Consider the following 16,260-nt stretch of genomic DNA (forward strand, 5'->3'; position numbering starts at 1 on the left):
GTGCCAGCTGGTAGCAGCATTACCCGATATTGACTAATCGGTATATTAATATTATTTTGTCAACTGATCACTCTATACCTCAGCCTTATGCGTACCCTCTTATTAGTTTCCCTTTTTTTCGTTAGCAACTTATCGTTCGCTCAGTATTACAGTTCCTTTATCAAAGACCTGCCAGTACCCAACCGGGTGGTAAATGACTTTGGCGGCTTTTTTACTCCCGGTCAAAGAAGCAATTTGGAAGACAGTCTGGTTTCTTACCGGCGAAGAACTGGAACTGCGATTGTAATTATTACCCTGTCTACATTAACCGATTCCAAAACAGGAACCACGTGGTCAGTGGAAGAAACCGCTTTTCAGTATTTTAAAAAGTGGGGCATTGGCGATAGGAACAGAAACAACGGGGTGCTGGTATTATTAAGCAAAGATCCCCGGCGGGTAAGAATAACTACGGGTACCGGGGTTGATAAAATATTAACCGATAACGAATGCCAGCGCATCATCGATGAAACGATAGTACCGCTGTTTAAAGCTGGTAAATATTATACCGGGTTGAAAGAAGGTGTACATGGTATGGAGGCCGTCCTGGACGCTCAGGTGCAGCCGGAACCCGAAGAGGGCAATAATGCCTTACAGCCCGGGGTAACGCAATCACAACCACTCACGCAAACACAAACTCAAAATAGTCCCAATGATAGGGAGCCTACATGGGGCGATTTTATATTTTTTCTCTTTGCATTGGCTGTGACGATATGCTTACGGGTGCTTTATGTTAGATCGAAGCGCAAAAAAAACGATGAGGCAAATGGCACTTCTACTGACTTATCTACCAGCACCCTCGTGATGGATTTCATTAAAGCAACTGGTTGGGCGCTTTTTTGGGTGTTTTTGTGGGTTTTTGCGCTTATTTACATGTGGTACCGTAAAAGAAACAGCTATAGCGCTATTTACAGCGCTGGCGTCAATGGCTCCAGTGCCCGGGGCAATAGCTACAGATCTTCCTACGCTGATGGCTACGACGACGGCTATGACCGGGGAAGAAGCGATGACCGCAGTTTTTTTAGTAAGAGAAGCTCAGGGAGAAGTTCAGGTAGCGGAAGTTCAAGCAAGGGAACTTCTGGCGGTGGAAGTTCTTCAGGCGGCGGCAGCTCATCAGGTAGTGGAAGCTATGGTGGTGGCAGCAGCGATGGCGGCGGCGCTACCGGAAGCTGGTAAGAAATAACTAATAAACTTAATAACTTCAATAGCCGGTGGCTGGTTTCGGTAACCAGTAACCGGTTTTTTTTATGCCTGTTAGGAAAGGCCGGAAAAGCTATGCAACCCGGAGTAGGCAACAGGCATCTATCAAGGGGCATCTTTCTGTTATTCTGCTTTCGGGCGCATTGAGGGTGTCCGATTTTTAAGTAATTTCAATACACTAAAACGATTCGTTATGCCAACCCGTCGGGATTTCCTCAGGCAGTCATCACTGCTTACCGCCAGTTTATTTGTCTCAAAAGAAGAATGGTTTTTTGAACCTCAGAAAATAGGCCTGCAGTTATATACACTCCGCAATGAAATGGGTAAAGATGCTAAAGGAACTTTAGCCAAAGTAGCGGCACAAGGATATAAAACCGTTGAAACGTTTGGTTATGGAAACGGAAAATGGTTTGGGATGAATGCCACTGAACTGCGCGCGGAATTAAAGTCGCTTGGGTTAACTACTCCCAGTGGTCACACCTTTAATGCCGGTGTATTCCTGCAAAGTGGATGGGAAGAAAAGTGGAAACCTGCGGTAGCAGATGCAAAAGCCGTTGGCCAGGATTTTATTGTTGTTCCCTGGATGGAAGAACAATACCGTATTGATATCAACAACTTTAAAAAATTAGCTGCCGTTCTTAACAAGGCTGCGGAAATTTGTAAGCAAACCGGGATCAAACTTGCCTATCATAACCACGATTTTGAATTTGCTCCCCTCGCCGGTACAAACGGATACGACGTTTTACTGAAAGAAACAGACCCCAAAGGGGTGTTTTTTGAAATGGACCTTTACTGGGTTTCCAAAGCTGGTAAAGACCCGTTGGCATTTTTCTCCAAATACCCCGGCCGCTTTGCCATGTGGCATGTGAAGGATATGGACAATACGCCGCAAAAGAATTTTACCGAAGTGGGCAATGGAGTTATCAACTTTAAGAAGATCTTCAGTTACGCCAAACAAAGCGGCATGAAGTATTTCTTTGTAGAACAGGACCAGTGCCCGGGTGCGCCACTGGAAAGTACTGCTAAAAGCATAACGTATCTGAAAAAGAACATCGTAAAATAAACTGGTTATCCTATTTCCACACCTAATATTCTTGTCATATGATGCAACGCAGAAGGTTCTTACAGGCAGGTACGTTGCTTGCCGGTGGAACAATATTGTCTTCGTTAAATAATAGTGCATTTGCCATTTTTAAAAACCGCATAGCGCCCAGTGATCAGTTACGGGTTGGTGCCATTGGCATCAATGGCATGGGCTGGGCCAATGTTTCGGCGGCCCTCAAAGTGCCGGGCGTTAACATAGTCGCTTTGTGTGATGTTGATAAAAATGTACTTGATAAAAGAATGGCCGAGCTGGCAAAAGCGAATATCGATACGTCGAAAGTGAAAACATATGGCGATTACCGTAAGCTGCTTGAGCAAAAAGATATCGACATTGTAATTGTAGGTACCCCCGACCACTGGCATGCCTTACAAATGATTCATGCCTGCGAGGCTGGTAAAGATGTGTATGTTGAAAAGCCGGTAGGCAATTCTATTATAGAATGTAACACGATGGTGGCGGCTGCAAAACGATATAATAAAGTAGTGCAGGCTGGCCAGTGGCAACGCAGCCAGCAGCATTTTAAAGATGCCGTAGATTATGTACAAAGCGGAAAGCTGGGAATGATACGCACGGTAAAAGTTTGGTGTTACCAGGGCTGGATGCGCCCACAACCGGTGGTGCCCGACAGTAACCCACCCGCAGGAGTTGACTTTACCACGTGGCTGGGGCCGGCCCCCATGCGCACCTTCAATGCCAGCCGGTTCCATTTTAACTTCCGGTGGTTTTGGGACTATGCCGGCGGTTTAATGACCGACTGGGGTGTACATTTATTGGATTACGCCTTGTTGGGGATGAAAGCCGATGTGCCTAAATCAATTTCCGCATTGGGCGGTAAGTTTGCCTATCCTGAGCTGTGTGAAGAAACACCCGATACATTGACCACCTTATACGAGTTTGATAAATTCAATCTGGTGTGGGATTCGGCGATGGGTATCGATAATGGTTCATATGGCAGAAACCATGGTATCGCTTATATTGGTAACAATGGAACGCTCATTCTTTCGCGCGGTGGCTGGGAGGTAATAGAAGAACCAAAGGCAACCGAGAAAGCCACGAAGGCATTTGCAAAAACCATGGATAGCGGGGTAGATCTGCATTGGGTGAACTTCATCGATGTTGTAAAATCAAGGAAAACAGAAGATTTGCATTGTTCCATAGAGGCTGGTGCGCACGTAGCTACCGTTGCACAAATGGGGAATATCGCTTTTAGAAGCGGACAAAAACTGATGTGGGATAAAGAGAAAGGAAAATTTACCGACGACAAGGTAAACAGCCGGTACCTGATGAAAGAATACAACAATGGTTATAAGCTGCCTAAAGTATAGCAATAAAGGCGTGTCACGGTTTCAAACCGTGACACGCCTAGCATTTATAATTTTTTGATCTTGATATTCCGGTACCAAACTGAATTGCCGTGGTCTTGCAGGGCAATGTGGCCGGTTTTAAAAGTACCAAAGCCAGACCATTGTTTGAATTTGCTGGCGGCGATCATTTTCTTCCAGGCGTCGTCCCACATGGTGGTGGTAAGCACTTTAGTGCCGTTCAGGTGAAACTCCAGGGCGCCTTTGTTGCTGATGATCTCAGCATGGTTCCATTCGCCGGCAGGCTTCACTGTTTCAGGTGAGCTGGTGATGAGATCGTACAGGTCACCGGCACGGTGTTTTATGATCTTGGCATCAGGATGCGCTGCATTATCCAACACCTGCATTTCGGGACCGGTATGATAGGTTTCCCCGAATTTAGATCCTTCCTGCACATAAAAAAGGATACCGCTGTTGCCACCCGGCGCGATCTTCCAGTCGAGCTTCAAATCGAAATTGTCGTATTCATCATTGGTAACCAGGTCGCCACCACCGGTTATTTTACCATCTTTTTTGCTGGTAGTGTCCAAATGTATTGAGCCATCAGTAATCTGCCAGGCAGCACCGTCTGATTTCTTATTAAAGACATGGAAATTGCTTTTCGAATTTCCATCGAATAATAATTGCCAGCCGCTATTTTTTTCATCGGCCGTAAGGGCATTGTCCATTATTTCAACGGGAGTTGCATTGGACATGGTATCTGCTGTTTTAGTAGTGTCGGTTCCCGGTTGTTGTGAGCCGGAATTTCCGCCCTGGCAACCGGCAATAGCGCCGGCAATGATCAGACAAGCAAAAGTTGTGCGCATATGTTAGTGATTTTAGTGAAAAGGCGAATTATAACCGTTTGATCTGGATGTTTCTGAACGCTACGCCATTGCCATGGTCCTGTAAGGCAATGCGGCCTTTCTGAAACATGCCAAAACCAGCCCAGTTTTTGAACTTGCTGTTGGCGATCTGTTGTTTCCAGTTGTCGTTCCACATCGTTGTAGTAACCACTTTGGCTCCGTTTTGAAACAGATCGAGCTGACCTTTGTTGATGATGATCTCTATCTGGTTCCATTGGCCCAATGGATGTACATTTTCAGGCGCACCGGCAATAAGATCGTACAGATCGCCAGCGCGGTGTTTATTGATCTTCGCATCGCGGTGGCCATTGTTGTCAATGATCTGCATTTCGGGACCTGTTAAATACGATTGGGCATATTTGGGATCTTCCTGGGTAAGAAAAATGATGCCACTGTTGCCAGCCGAATCAATTTTCCATTCCAGTTTCAGATCAAAGTTTTCAAATTCTTCATTGGTGACCAGGTCGCCACCACCGGCGCCGCTTTTCTTGGCTTCCGGGTCAAGGTACAAAACGCCATCTTTCAACACTTTCCAGGCAGCGCCATCTGATTTACTATTATAAACGTGCCAGCTTTCTTTTGAGGTTCCATTGAAGAGTGACTGCCAGCCGTCACTTTTCTTCGATGTGTTGGAAACTTTGGAGTCATCAGTTGACTTGTTGGCGGTATGGCAGGCCAGCAAGGCAACAGGGAATAAGGCGATGATAAACTTTTTCATGTATTATATCAGAATAAATGGTACACGTAAACAGACAGGCCAGGTATTAAAAAGAGACCCCCGCTTTTGAGAAGCAGGGGCTATGAAAACTTATTGATTTTTTAAAGAGAGTATGTAGCGAACCATTTCCTTGGCACTGTCTACACTTACAGCCGGGTGCGGTGTCATGGGTACGGTGCCCCAGTTGCCAGAGCCGCCTTTGATCACCTTATTAGCCAGGGTTTCAATATTGGCATCGGTGGCTTCATATTTTTTTGCTACATCGGTGTATGCAGGGCCGATATTTTTTTCATTGATCTTGTGACAGGTGGTGCAATCCAGTGCAGCGATCATATCCAGGCCTTTGTCATTGGAGCCGGTTGCAGCAGGTGCTGGTGTGCTGGCGCTTTCAGCTGGTTTATCCTCTTTGCCCTTATTGGTGTCTCCTGAACCGCAAGCCACCATAGCAGTACATAAAGCAGCAAAAACAACTAATTTCTTCATCGAAACAAAAATTTAAGTTCTGAAAATGCAAGTTAATAGTTTAGCAAATTACATTATTTTAAACCTAATACGGCTCTGTTAAATTTTTCATCGCTGCCTGTACCGGCAAAATCATCAAATGCTTTTTCTGTAACGCGGATGATATGGTCTTTAATAAAGGGTGCACCTTCTCTGGCGCCATCTTCAGGATGTTTGATGCAACACTCCCATTCCAGTACTGCCCAGCCCGCATAATCATAGGCAGCCAGCTTGCTGAAGATAGATTTAAAATCAACCTGGCCATCGCCCAGTGAGCGGAAGCGGCCGGCTCTGTCGATCCAGTTTTGGTATCCGCCATACACACCTTGTTTACCGGTTGGGTTAAACTCGGCATCTTTTACATGGAACATGCGAATGCGCTCATGATAGTTGTCGATGTATTCCAGGTAGTTGAGGCATTGCAATACGAAGTGTGAAGGATCGTACAGCAGGCAGGCACGCGGGTGGTTGTTGGTATGTTGCAGGAATAGCTCATACGAAATACCGTCGTGCAGATCTTCGCCCGGATGTATCTCATAACAAAGATCAACGCCGTATTCATCAAAATGATTAAGGATGGGCAGCCAGCGATTGGCCAGTTCTTTAAAGCCGGTCTCTACCAGTCCGGCCGGGCGTTGTGGCCAGGGATACACGGTTGGCCATAACAGGGCGCCGCTGAAAGTAGCGTGCGCGTTCAACCCTAAATTTTGCGAAGCCTGGGCGGCATAACGCAATTGTTGAACAGCCCATTCGGTACGGGCCTTGGGATTGTTGCGATATTGTTCCGGAGCAAAGCCATCGAACAGGGTATCGTATGCGGGGTGAACCGCTACTAGTTGTCCCTGTAAATGGGTGGAGAGTTCTGTGATCTCCAGTCCGCATTCGTTTACGAGGCCTTTCAGCTCATCGGCATAGGTTTTACTTTCTGCGGCTTTTTGCAGGTCTATACAGCGGCTATCCCAGGTAGGTATTTGCACGCCTACAAAGCCCAGGCTTTTTGCCCACTGGCATATTGATTTAAGCGAATTGAATGGCGGTTTGTCGCCCATGAACTGGGCGAGGAATAATCCGGGTCCTTTTAACGTTTTCATTAAATGGCGCTTTGAGATGAATGATTTGAATTAGGTATTACACTTCAAATGGTGTCCACTTTTCTTTGCTGGTGCTGCTCTTTACAACATTGTCGATAAACGCCATGCCTCGTACACCTTCGTCTACCCTGGGAAAGTCAAGCATTTCTTTTGTAGGTTGAACACCGTCAATTTGAGCAGATAACGTCAATGTAAAGTTGCGGTAGATATTACCGAAAGCTTCCAGGTACCCTTCGGGGTGACCACCCGGGGTGCGGCAATTATGTGTAGCAAAAGAAGACAATACATTGGTATAATTACCACCGGCACGCAGTACCTGCATAGGTTGATCGAGCCATTTAACCAGCAGGGTATTGGGTTCCTGTTGCGCCCATTCAATACCACCCAACTCGCCGTATATCCGAATTTTCAAAGCATTCTCTTCACCGGCTGCAATTTGTGAAGCTATTAAAACGCCGGCAGCACCATTATCGAATTTCAATAATACGTTGCCATCATCATCGAGGTGGCGGCCTTCTACCATAATATTGAGATCAGCGCACAGTTGTGTGATCTTTAAACCGGTGATGTATTCAGTGAGGTGAGCGGCGTGCGTACCAATATCGCCCATTGCACCGGCTTTGCCCGATTTTTTGGGATCGGTTCTCCAGGCTGCCTGCGCATTGCCTTCCCGTTCGCTGAGGCGGCTTAACCAGCCTTGGGGATATTCAACAATTACTTTTCTGATCTTTCCCAATACATTTTCCTGCACCATGGCACGTGCCTGTTTTACCATCGGGTAGCCCGAATAGGTATGAGTGAGGCACAACAGCAAACCCGTTTCCTGCACTTTCTTTTGCAATTGTTTAGCTTCATCGAGTGTAAAGGTCATTGGTTTTTCGATCACCACATGAAAGCCATGGTCAAGCGCCATCATAGCAGGAGCAAAGTGTGCGAAGTTGGGTGTTACGATGGTGACAAAATCCATACGCTTATCAGCTGGTAATTTGCTTTCCGCCTTGATCATATCTTCATAATTGGTATATATGCGGTCTTCTGGCAGAAATAGCATTTTTCCAGAATCGATAGCTGTTTCGGGATTTACACTTAGAGCGCCACAGGCGAGCTCAATAAGGCCATCCATATTAGCAGCAATGCGGTGAACAGCGCCGATAAAGGCATCTTTGCCTCCACCTACCATTCCCATTCTTAATTTTCTGTTCATGAAATAGAAATTAGAAAATGTGAAAAAGGATTTGTTTTAAAATAAAAAATTACATTTACATGCTTTTCGAATCTAACGAATTTACTATTGCGTTCGATAAAGTTACGGTGGTTCGGTATAAAGTTTAAAAATTATCAATTACCAACCATATAAAAAACCTAAACGATTCTTGCCATGCAACAACCAACGATTCATCGCGGCCAGCTTTTTTTGGCCAGTTGTTTAGCTCTTTTAGTTACCTCATTATCATTCGGCATCCGTGCCGGTATCTTAAATCAGCTGGGTGAGAATTTTCACCTCAGCGCCTCACAACTCGGAACCATTGCAGCTACTGCATTCTGGGGTTTTCCATTGGCAGTGATCATCGGCGGTATGGTCGTTGATATCATTGGCATGAAAAAATTATTACTGCTTGCCTGTGTGTTTCACCTGGTGGGCATTTTGCTAACCGTATTTGCAAGCGGTTACTGGACATTATTTCTTTCTACATTATTGATAGGGATAGCTAACGGCACCGTAGAGGCGGCCTGTAATCCACTGGTGGCAGCTATCTATCCCGATAATAAAACCACTAAGCTAAATCACTTCCATCTTTGGTTTCCCGGTGGCATTTTTATAGGTACGCTGATCGTATTCTTTTATAATAAAGCAGGCGTTGGCCCCATTGGCGGCTGGGACCCCTGGAAGGTACAGGTGGCTGTGATGTTGATCCCCACATTAATTTATGGTTACCTGGTGTCTCGCCTGAAATTCCCGGTTACTGAACGGGTGGCGGCAGGCGTATCAACCGGTGACATGTACAGATCGTTGCTGAACCCGCTTTTCGTTTTTATGATCATTTGCATGTTTGGCACCGCGATCACGGAGTTGTTTACCGGTCAATGGATCGATGTACTGCTGAAAAATGTTACCGATAATCCGCTGTTGATCCTCACATTGGAGACCGGTGTAATGGTAGTTGGCCGCGGACTGGCAGAACCCGTGGTGCATAAATTATCGCCACAGGGCGTACTGCTGATCTCTTCCGCATTAGCCGCATTGGGAATATACCTGCTGGGGCATACAACGGGGAACATGGTGTTTGCCGGCGCACTGATCTTTGGAATGGGGGTGTGTTACTTCTGGCCCACCATGCTGGGTTTTGTTTCAGAAAATCTTCCCAAAACCGGGGCCGTAGGGTTGAATTTTATGGGTGGGGCCGGCATGTTTGCCGTTTCCATTTATATGATTCTCATGGGCAGCCATTACGATAAACTGCTGGGTGACAAATTACCAGCGGGGGCAGATTTGAAAGCATATACCGATGCCCCCGGCGGATCTGACATGGCGAATGCCCTGGCCGAAGCTAAAAAAGCAGCCGGTCCGCAAATTCTGGATACGACCTTAATAATACCGATTGTTCTGGTTTTTGCATTTACCGGATTGGTGGTTTACATGCGAGGAAGAAGGAAGACGCAATTGTTAACACCTGTTAGCGCATAATAGTACTATCTTAACCTTTTGTAATATTTTAACGCTAACGGTTTTACATTTAATCGTTTTTGTGGGAACAATTTGTAAATTTCAATCTTAACAATTATTAAAAAAATGGCCAATCAATCGAGAAGAGTTGCCATCAAGAACCTGGTAGCGGGCACTGCTGCGCTGGGAACGGCCAACATGCTTACGTCTTTTAACACTCCCGAGGAAATTAAATCAACCGCCTTGAAAGGAAATATCAACCACTCTGTTTGTCGTTGGTGCTACGGGTCCATTCCCCTGGAAGATCTGTGTGTGGCAGTTAAAAAAATAGGCTTTAGTGCAATAGACCTCGTTGGACCCAAAGACTGGCCCACCCTGCAAAAGCATGGCATCTTTTCTTCCATGTGTAATGGCGCCGAACTGAACCTGGTTGATGGCTGGAACGATAAAAAATTCCATCCACAGCTGATAAAGAACTATTCCGAAATGATCCCCCTTGTTGCCAAAGCCGGTTATAAACAACTCATTTGCTTTAGCGGCAGTCGGCGGGGTATAGACGATGAAACAGGTTGGAACAACTGTGCCGAAGGACTGAAACAGATCATGAGCCTGGCCGAAAAAAATAAGGTGGTGATTGTAATGGAGCTGCTGAACAGCAAGGTAAACCACAAAGATTACCAGTGCGACAAAACTGCCTGGGGCGTTGAACTGTGCAAACGCGTAGGGTCAGAAAACTTTAAATTGTTATACGACATCTATCACATGCAGATAGATGAAGGTGATGTAATTAGAACTATCAAAGACAATCACCAATACATTTCTCATTATCATACCGGTGGTGTTCCGGGAAGGAACGAAATAGATGAAACACAGGAATTATATTATCCTGCCATCATGAAAGCCATCGTTGACCTCGGTTTCAAAGGTTATGTAGCGCAGGAGTTTATTCCAACACCAAAAGCCAATGAGGAAAAATTGGTTTCACTTGAAAAAGGAATCAGAATTTGTGATGTATAAATAAAACCGGATTCAAATTTCTCACGTCTTCTTTATAATTAAAAACGATTGAACCATGCCAGATAATGTTTATGATGCTATTGTCGTAGGGTCGGGAATTGCAGGCGGTTGGGCAGCAAAGGAATTAACTCAAAAAGGATTAAAAGTTTTGTTGCTTGAACGAGGCGAAAATATTGAGCACATTAAAGATTATAAAAGCGCCAACAAAGCTCCCTGGGAATTTCCACATCGCGGTGGCAAAACCACGGAAATGACAAAGGAGTATCCTGTATTGGACAGGGATTACCCGCTGAATGAAATGAACCTCAACTACTGGACAAACGAAAAAGATTGTCCGTATACCGAAACAAAACGTTTCGACTGGTACCGGGGGTATCATGTGGGTGGTCGCTCACTGATGTGGGGACGCCAGAGCTATCGCTGGAGCGATCTGGATTTTGGCGCCAATGCAAAAGATGGCCATGGTGTTGACTGGCCGATCCGTTATAAAGACATCGCATCCTGGTACGATTACGTTGAGAAATTTGCCGGTATCAGTGGTAGTAAAGAGGGGTTGCCACACTTACCCGATGGACAGTTTCAACCCGGAATGGAATTGAACTGCGTTGAAAAAGACGTAGCAGCCCGCCTGAAACAACATTACAAAGGAGAACGACATTTATTTATAGGCCGCGTGGCCAATATCACCCAGCCTTTACCGGGCAGAACTAATTGCCAGTACCGCAATAAATGCTGGCTGGGTTGTCCGTTCGGTGGGTATTTCAGCACCCAGTCTTCAACGCTGCCGGCAGCAGTGGCCACCGGCAATTTAACACTGCGTCCTTTCTCCCTTGCAACAAAAGTGCTGTACAATAAAGACACGAAGAAAGCAACCGGTGTAGAAGTGTTGGATACGCAGGATAACAAAACCTACGAGTTTAAATCGAAAGTGGTGTTCCTGTGCGCTTCAGCCTTTAACAGTACCTGGGTGTTGTTCAATTCTGCCACCGACATCTGGCCTGGTGGTTTAGGCAGCAGCAGCGGCGAATTAGGCCATAATGTAATGGACCACCACTTCCGCGTAGGTGCTGAAGGCATTGCTGAAGGCTATGACGACAAATATTACTTCGGTCGCCGGCCAACAGGTTTTTACATACCCCGTTTCCGCAATACAGGCAGCGATACCAGAGATTATGTTCGGAGTTTCGGTTACCAGGGTGGAGCCAGCCGTCAGGGTTGGAACCGTCAGATCGCTGAACTGGGCATTGGCGCCGACTTGAAAAACGCCTTATCGGAGCCAGGTCCCTGGTCGCTGGGAATGACCGCCTTCGGTGAAATACTGCCTTACCATGAGAACACCATCTCGCTCGATAAAACGAAAAAAGATAAATGGGGCTTGCCGGTCCTGGCCATGAATTGTGAGATAAAAGATAATGAAAAGAAGATGCGTGTCGATATGAAGAACGATGCCATGGAGATGCTGGAAGCCGCCGGTTTGAAAGATGTAAAACCATCTGAAAGCGATTATTTCATGGGTATGGGCATACATGAAATGGGTACGGCCCGTATGGGTAAAGATCCCAAAACCTCTGTGCTGAATGCGCACAACCAGGTGTGGGATGCACCGAATGTTTATGTAACCGACGGCGCCTGTATGACATCCGCCGCCTGTGTAAACCCCTCGCTTACCTATATGGCATTGACCGCCCGTGCGGTAGACCATGCAGTTGGTGAATTGAAGAAAGGAAATATTTAGCGCACTGGTTTGAAAATTTGGAAATGTGAAAATGGCAAAAAGACATTTAATTTGATTTAAATTGTGCCATTGCCACCTTTAATTGATGAAAACCATCTAAGGAGGTAGCCATTATTTTCGAATTTTCACATTTTCAAATTGTAATCATGCCTGGAGATTCTCTAAACGTACACCTAAACACAAAAGCAACCGCACAAAATACCTATGATGCTATAGTAGTAGGATCGGGAATAAGTGGAGGCTGGGCCGCCAAAGAGTTATGCGAAAAGGGACTGAAGACCCTGGTACTGGAACGCGGCAAAAACGTAGAACACATTAAAGATTACGCCGGAACTGAAAAGGACATCTGGGATCTGACCCACCGTAATAAGTTAACGGCAGAAGATAAACACAACAGCCCCATTCAAAGCAAATGTTATGCATTTGATGAGGTTTCAAAAAAGTTCTTTGTAAACGATCTGGAGAATCCATACACCCAGGTAAAACGCTTCGATTGGGTACGTGGTAACCATGTAGGTGGCCGCTCGCTGATGTGGGGCCGTCAAAGCTATCGCTGGAGCGATTTGGACTTTGGCGCCAATGCCAAAGATGGCCACGGCGTTGACTGGCCCATTCGCTATAAAGATGTAGCCAATTGGTACAGCTATGTGGAGAAGTTCGCCGGTATAAATGGAAACCGCGATGGCCTGCCACAACTACCCGATGGGGAGTTTTTGCCGGCCATGGAAATGAACTGCCTGGAAAAACACGTGGCGGCCCGAATAAAAGAAAGCTTTAAGGACCGTACCATGATCATAGGCCGTTCAGCCAACCACACCAAACAAATTGGTAGCCGTGGTCCATGTCAGTACCGGAATAAATGTCACCAGGGTTGTCCGTTTGGTGGCTATTTCAGCAGTAATTCAGCTACCCTGCCGGCAGCAACCGCAACAGGTAATTTAACGCTGAGGCCGTTTTCGATAGTGCTGGATGTGTTGTACGATAAAGATAAAAAGCGTGCTACCGGTGTTCGCATCCTGGATTCAGAGACCATGAAAACCGAAGAGTACTATGCAAAAGTGGTTTTCCTGAATGCCTCTACTCTGGGCACGGCGCACATTCTGTTAAACTCCGTATCGGATGTATTTCCCAACGGATTTGGCAACAGCAGTGAGCAGGTAGGCCATAACCTGATGGACCACCATTATGGAATTGGCGCCCGTGGTGAATACGAAGGATTTGAAGATCAGTATTTCTATGGCAGAAGACCGAATGGCATTTATGTGCCCCGGTTCAGGAACATAGATGACAACTCAAAACGCACCGATTACGTACGCGGTTTTGGTTACCAGGGTGGCGCCCGTCGCGACCGGGTTGACAGTGCAGAAGGTATAGGCATTGAGTTGAAAGAAAAGCTGACCGAACCCGGCAACTGGATGATGCAGTTGGGCGCCTGGGGCGAGCACCTCCCTTACTACGAGAACAAAGTGACTTTAAATAAGGAAAAGAAAGACAAATGGGGATTGCCAACGCTCGATATCGATTGTGAATTCAAGGAGAACGAAAAGATCATGCGGAAGGATATGGCGGAAAGTGCTGTTGAAATATTGGAAAAAGCAGGACTGAAAAATGTGAAAACATTCGACAATGATCCCGCGCCTGGTTTTTGTATCCATGAAATGGGAACAGCCCGTATGGGAAGAGATCCCAAAACATCGGTACTAAATGGCAATAACCAAATGCACGATGTACAGAATGTGTATATAACAGACGGGGCTTGTATGGCTTCATCAGCCTGCCAAAACCCATCATTAACGTACATGGCGCTTACTGCACGGGCAGCAGAGCATGCAGTGAGTGAACTGAAAAAAGGTAATATTTAAAAATCCTGAATTGATTCATACTTCAAACTAATAATTATGAACAGAAGAGACGCTTTATCCCGTGTTGCCTTGTTATTGGGAGGAACCGTGATAGGAGGTGAACTTTTTCTGGCCGGTTGCACCAGCGCTGATAAAAAGATCGGACAATCAGTTGAGTTTACTGCCGACGACCTTGCTTACCTGGATGAAATAGCAGAAACAATTATACCTGCTACCGATACGCCAGGCGCCAAAGACGCCAAAGTAGGCGCATTCATGGGCGTTATGGTAAAGGACTGCTATAAAGAGAGTGATCAGAAAGTGTTCCTGGAGGGAATGAATAAACTGAATGAAGCCAGCAAGAAAAAATTCAGCGGTAACGGGTTTATGAAAATTACACCCGAACAACGCAAAGAATTGTTGAACGAACTGGATAAAGAACAAAAAGCCTACGCAAAGGATAAAAAGAAGGAAGATCCGCAACATTACTTTACGCTGATGAAACAGCTTACCCTGTTGGGATACTTTACCTCTGAACCAGGCGCTACCAAAGCCTTGAGATATGTGCCGGTTCCAGGCCGTTTTGAAGCCTGCATTCCTTATAAAAAAGGCGACAAAGCCTGGGCACTGTAACAATATTACATGTTGAAAAACGAATACTGAATGTTGAAGTGAACACACTTCTTCATTCAGTATTTGAATTTAAAAATATCAACCAACCATATGTACAACAGAAGAAGTTTTCTCAAAGCAACCGGAACATTGGCGTCAGGATTACTTATTTCAAGATCAGCTTTCTCCATGGGAGATGAATTTGGATCCAATGCCTCGATAAAGAATTTTGGTTTACAGTTGTGGTCGGTGCGCGACGATTTGTCAAAAGACCCCAAAGCGGTTTTAAAACAGTTAGCGGGGTATGGTTATAAACAAATAGAAGGCTTTGAAGGTAAGCAGGGTATTTTCTGGGGCATGACCAATAAAGAATTTAAAAAGTACATGGATGAAATAGGACTCACCTTTGTTTCAACCCATTGCGATATCAACAAGGATTTTGAAACCAAGGCGGCACAGGCTGGTGAAATTGGCATGAAGTATTTGATCTGCCCAAGTTTGGGTGGCCCAAAAACGATCGATGATTTTAAAAGAGCAGCCGAAAAATTCAATGCCTGCGGTGACATCTGTAAAAAGAACGGATTGCGTTTTGCTTACCACAACCATGGTTATAGCTTTACCGAAATAGATGGCCAAATGCCACAGGATATTATGATGCAGGGCACCAATAAAGATACCGTTGATTATGAAATGGATATTTACTGGGTAGTTACAGCCGGTGCCGACCCAATTGCCTGGTTGAATAAATACCCCGGCCGTTTTAAACTGTGTCATGTGAAAGACCGGAAGAAAGGCGTTGATCCCAAAGAACACGATGCCTCTGCTGATCTGGGATCCGGCATTATCGATTTCAAAAAGATCCTGAAAGCCGGTTCAACAAAAGGGTTGGAATACTATATCGTTGAACAGGAACATTGGGATAACAGCACACCACTGAAAAGCGCTGAGGTAGATGCGGCATACATGAAGAAATTTAAGATGTAGTATATAACATTACCTGTTTTAAGCGAAAGCCCGGGAGAATTTCGGTTCTTCCGGGCTTTTCTTTTTAAGCTGTATCTTTAAAAAACAACTACATATTATGAGAAGTTTACCATTATTCATTCTCTCCTTTTTTATTGTACAACATGCCTTGGCGCAGGATAAAGATGAGCAAACCATACGCAAAGTGCTAAGCGACCAAACCGTTGCCTGGAATAAAGGGAATATAGAAGATTTTATGAAAGGTTACTGGAACAACGATTCCCTGATGTTTATTGGTAAGAGCGGTGTAACATATGGCTACCAGAACACACTAATGAATTATAAAAAGAATTACAACAGTGCCGACGCTATGGGAACCCTGTCGTTTGACCTGATCAAAGTACAGCGCCTGTCGCCTGAATACTATTTTGTAGTAGGCAAATGGCATTTGATAAGGAAAATAGGCGATGTGGGCGGCCACTATAACTTACTCTTCCGGAAGGTGAATGGTACCTGGGTAATTGTAGCTGACCATAGTAGTTAACTCCACAACGCGGCAACCAACTTCAA

General features: G+C 45.5%; 15 protein-coding genes. 10 read left to right on the forward strand and 5 right to left on the reverse strand.

What is annotated here, in order from left to right; genetic code table 11:
- Positions 1-87: 87 nt before the first annotated feature.
- The 3 genes from BMX95_RS04010 (at position 88) to BMX95_RS04020 (ending at position 3,666) form a co-directional block, all read left to right on the forward strand.
- Positions 88-1,212 carry a TPM domain-containing protein gene (locus BMX95_RS04010; protein WP_081198716.1) on the forward strand — a complete coding sequence of 375 codons (1,125 nt, stop codon included), beginning with the start codon at positions 88-90 and terminating at the stop codon, positions 1,210-1,212.
- A gap of 217 nt (positions 1,213-1,429) precedes the next feature.
- Complete coding sequence (locus BMX95_RS04015) at positions 1,430-2,299, forward strand: sugar phosphate isomerase/epimerase family protein (protein ID WP_081198715.1); 870 nt, start codon at positions 1,430-1,432, stop codon at positions 2,297-2,299.
- A gap of 38 nt (positions 2,300-2,337) precedes the next feature.
- Positions 2,338-3,666: a Gfo/Idh/MocA family protein gene (locus BMX95_RS04020; RefSeq protein WP_081198714.1), complete on the forward strand. Its 1,329-nt coding sequence runs from the start codon at positions 2,338-2,340 to the stop codon at positions 3,664-3,666.
- Positions 3,667-3,710: 44 nt separating this feature from the next.
- Here BMX95_RS04020 and BMX95_RS04025 read toward each other — a convergent pair whose 3' ends face one another.
- From BMX95_RS04025 to BMX95_RS04045, 5 genes are all read right to left on the reverse strand, one after another.
- Positions 3,711-4,508 (reverse strand): 3-keto-disaccharide hydrolase, encoded by a 798-nt coding sequence (locus tag BMX95_RS04025; protein ID WP_081198713.1) that lies wholly within the window; start codon positions 4,506-4,508, stop codon positions 3,711-3,713.
- Positions 4,509-4,536: 28 nt separating this feature from the next.
- A complete protein-coding gene (locus tag BMX95_RS04030) occupies positions 4,537-5,265 on the reverse strand; it encodes a 3-keto-disaccharide hydrolase (RefSeq protein WP_081198712.1) in 729 nt (242 codons plus the stop codon).
- Between the two features lie 90 nt (positions 5,266-5,355).
- Positions 5,356-5,748 (reverse strand): c-type cytochrome, encoded by a 393-nt coding sequence (locus tag BMX95_RS04035; RefSeq protein WP_081198711.1) that lies wholly within the window; start codon positions 5,746-5,748, stop codon positions 5,356-5,358.
- Between the two features lie 53 nt (positions 5,749-5,801).
- Entirely contained in the window at positions 5,802-6,857 is a 1,056-nt protein-coding gene (locus BMX95_RS04040) for a sugar phosphate isomerase/epimerase family protein (protein ID WP_081198710.1), read from the reverse strand.
- Between the two features lie 37 nt (positions 6,858-6,894).
- Complete coding sequence (locus tag BMX95_RS04045) at positions 6,895-8,061, reverse strand: Gfo/Idh/MocA family protein (RefSeq protein ID WP_081198709.1); 1,167 nt, start codon at positions 8,059-8,061, stop codon at positions 6,895-6,897.
- 174 nt (positions 8,062-8,235) lie between these two features.
- Between BMX95_RS04045 and BMX95_RS04050 the strand changes: the two genes are divergently transcribed.
- From BMX95_RS04050 to BMX95_RS04080, 7 genes are all read left to right on the forward strand, one after another.
- On the forward strand, positions 8,236-9,543 hold the full coding sequence (locus BMX95_RS04050; RefSeq protein WP_081198708.1) for an MFS transporter: 1,308 nt from the start codon (positions 8,236-8,238) through the stop codon (positions 9,541-9,543).
- 105 nt (positions 9,544-9,648) lie between these two features.
- Positions 9,649-10,539: a hydroxypyruvate isomerase family protein gene (locus BMX95_RS04055; RefSeq protein WP_081198707.1), complete on the forward strand. Its 891-nt coding sequence runs from the start codon at positions 9,649-9,651 to the stop codon at positions 10,537-10,539.
- Between the two features lie 55 nt (positions 10,540-10,594).
- Positions 10,595-12,274 (forward strand): GMC oxidoreductase, encoded by a 1,680-nt coding sequence (locus tag BMX95_RS04060; RefSeq protein ID WP_081198706.1) that lies wholly within the window; start codon positions 10,595-10,597, stop codon positions 12,272-12,274.
- 146 nt (positions 12,275-12,420) lie between these two features.
- Positions 12,421-14,136 carry a GMC oxidoreductase gene (locus tag BMX95_RS04065; RefSeq protein ID WP_081198705.1) on the forward strand — a complete coding sequence of 572 codons (1,716 nt, stop codon included), beginning with the start codon at positions 12,421-12,423 and terminating at the stop codon, positions 14,134-14,136.
- A gap of 36 nt (positions 14,137-14,172) precedes the next feature.
- Entirely contained in the window at positions 14,173-14,748 is a 576-nt protein-coding gene (locus tag BMX95_RS04070) for a gluconate 2-dehydrogenase subunit 3 family protein (RefSeq protein ID WP_081198704.1), read from the forward strand.
- Between the two features lie 90 nt (positions 14,749-14,838).
- Entirely contained in the window at positions 14,839-15,711 is an 873-nt protein-coding gene (locus tag BMX95_RS04075) for a sugar phosphate isomerase/epimerase family protein (protein WP_081198703.1), read from the forward strand.
- Between the two features lie 97 nt (positions 15,712-15,808).
- Complete coding sequence (locus tag BMX95_RS04080) at positions 15,809-16,234, forward strand: YybH family protein (protein WP_081198702.1); 426 nt, start codon at positions 15,809-15,811, stop codon at positions 16,232-16,234.
- Positions 16,235-16,260 lie beyond the last annotated feature (26 nt).

Origin of the sequence: Niastella yeongjuensis, assembly GCF_900110245.1 — a bacterium.
Classification (GTDB): Bacteria; Bacteroidota; Bacteroidia; order Chitinophagales; family Chitinophagaceae; genus Niastella; species Niastella yeongjuensis.

Coding starts and splice junctions, on each gene's coding strand:
- BMX95_RS04035 (WP_081198711.1), bottom strand. CDS start 5,748: ATGAAGAAATTAGTTGTTTTTGCTGCTTTATGTACTGCTATGGTGGCT.
- BMX95_RS04025 (WP_081198713.1), bottom strand. CDS start 4,508: ATGCGCACAACTTTTGCTTGTCTGATCATTGCCGGCGCTATTGCCGGT.
- BMX95_RS04045 (WP_081198709.1), bottom strand. CDS start 8,061: ATGAACAGAAAATTAAGAATGGGAATGGTAGGTGGAGGCAAAGATGCC.
- BMX95_RS04015 (WP_081198715.1), top strand. CDS start 1,430: ATGCCAACCCGTCGGGATTTCCTCAGGCAGTCATCACTGCTTACCGCC.
- BMX95_RS04050 (WP_081198708.1), top strand. CDS start 8,236: ATGCAACAACCAACGATTCATCGCGGCCAGCTTTTTTTGGCCAGTTGT.
- BMX95_RS04070 (WP_081198704.1), top strand. CDS start 14,173: ATGAACAGAAGAGACGCTTTATCCCGTGTTGCCTTGTTATTGGGAGGA.
- BMX95_RS04075 (WP_081198703.1), top strand. CDS start 14,839: ATGTACAACAGAAGAAGTTTTCTCAAAGCAACCGGAACATTGGCGTCA.
- BMX95_RS04080 (WP_081198702.1), top strand. CDS start 15,809: ATGAGAAGTTTACCATTATTCATTCTCTCCTTTTTTATTGTACAACAT.
- BMX95_RS04055 (WP_081198707.1), top strand. CDS start 9,649: ATGGCCAATCAATCGAGAAGAGTTGCCATCAAGAACCTGGTAGCGGGC.
- BMX95_RS04030 (WP_081198712.1), bottom strand. CDS start 5,265: ATGAAAAAGTTTATCATCGCCTTATTCCCTGTTGCCTTGCTGGCCTGC.
- BMX95_RS04040 (WP_081198710.1), bottom strand. CDS start 6,857: ATGAAAACGTTAAAAGGACCCGGATTATTCCTCGCCCAGTTCATGGGC.
- BMX95_RS04020 (WP_081198714.1), top strand. CDS start 2,338: ATGATGCAACGCAGAAGGTTCTTACAGGCAGGTACGTTGCTTGCCGGT.
- BMX95_RS04065 (WP_081198705.1), top strand. CDS start 12,421: ATGCCTGGAGATTCTCTAAACGTACACCTAAACACAAAAGCAACCGCA.
- BMX95_RS04010 (WP_081198716.1), top strand. CDS start 88: ATGCGTACCCTCTTATTAGTTTCCCTTTTTTTCGTTAGCAACTTATCG.
- BMX95_RS04060 (WP_081198706.1), top strand. CDS start 10,595: ATGCCAGATAATGTTTATGATGCTATTGTCGTAGGGTCGGGAATTGCA.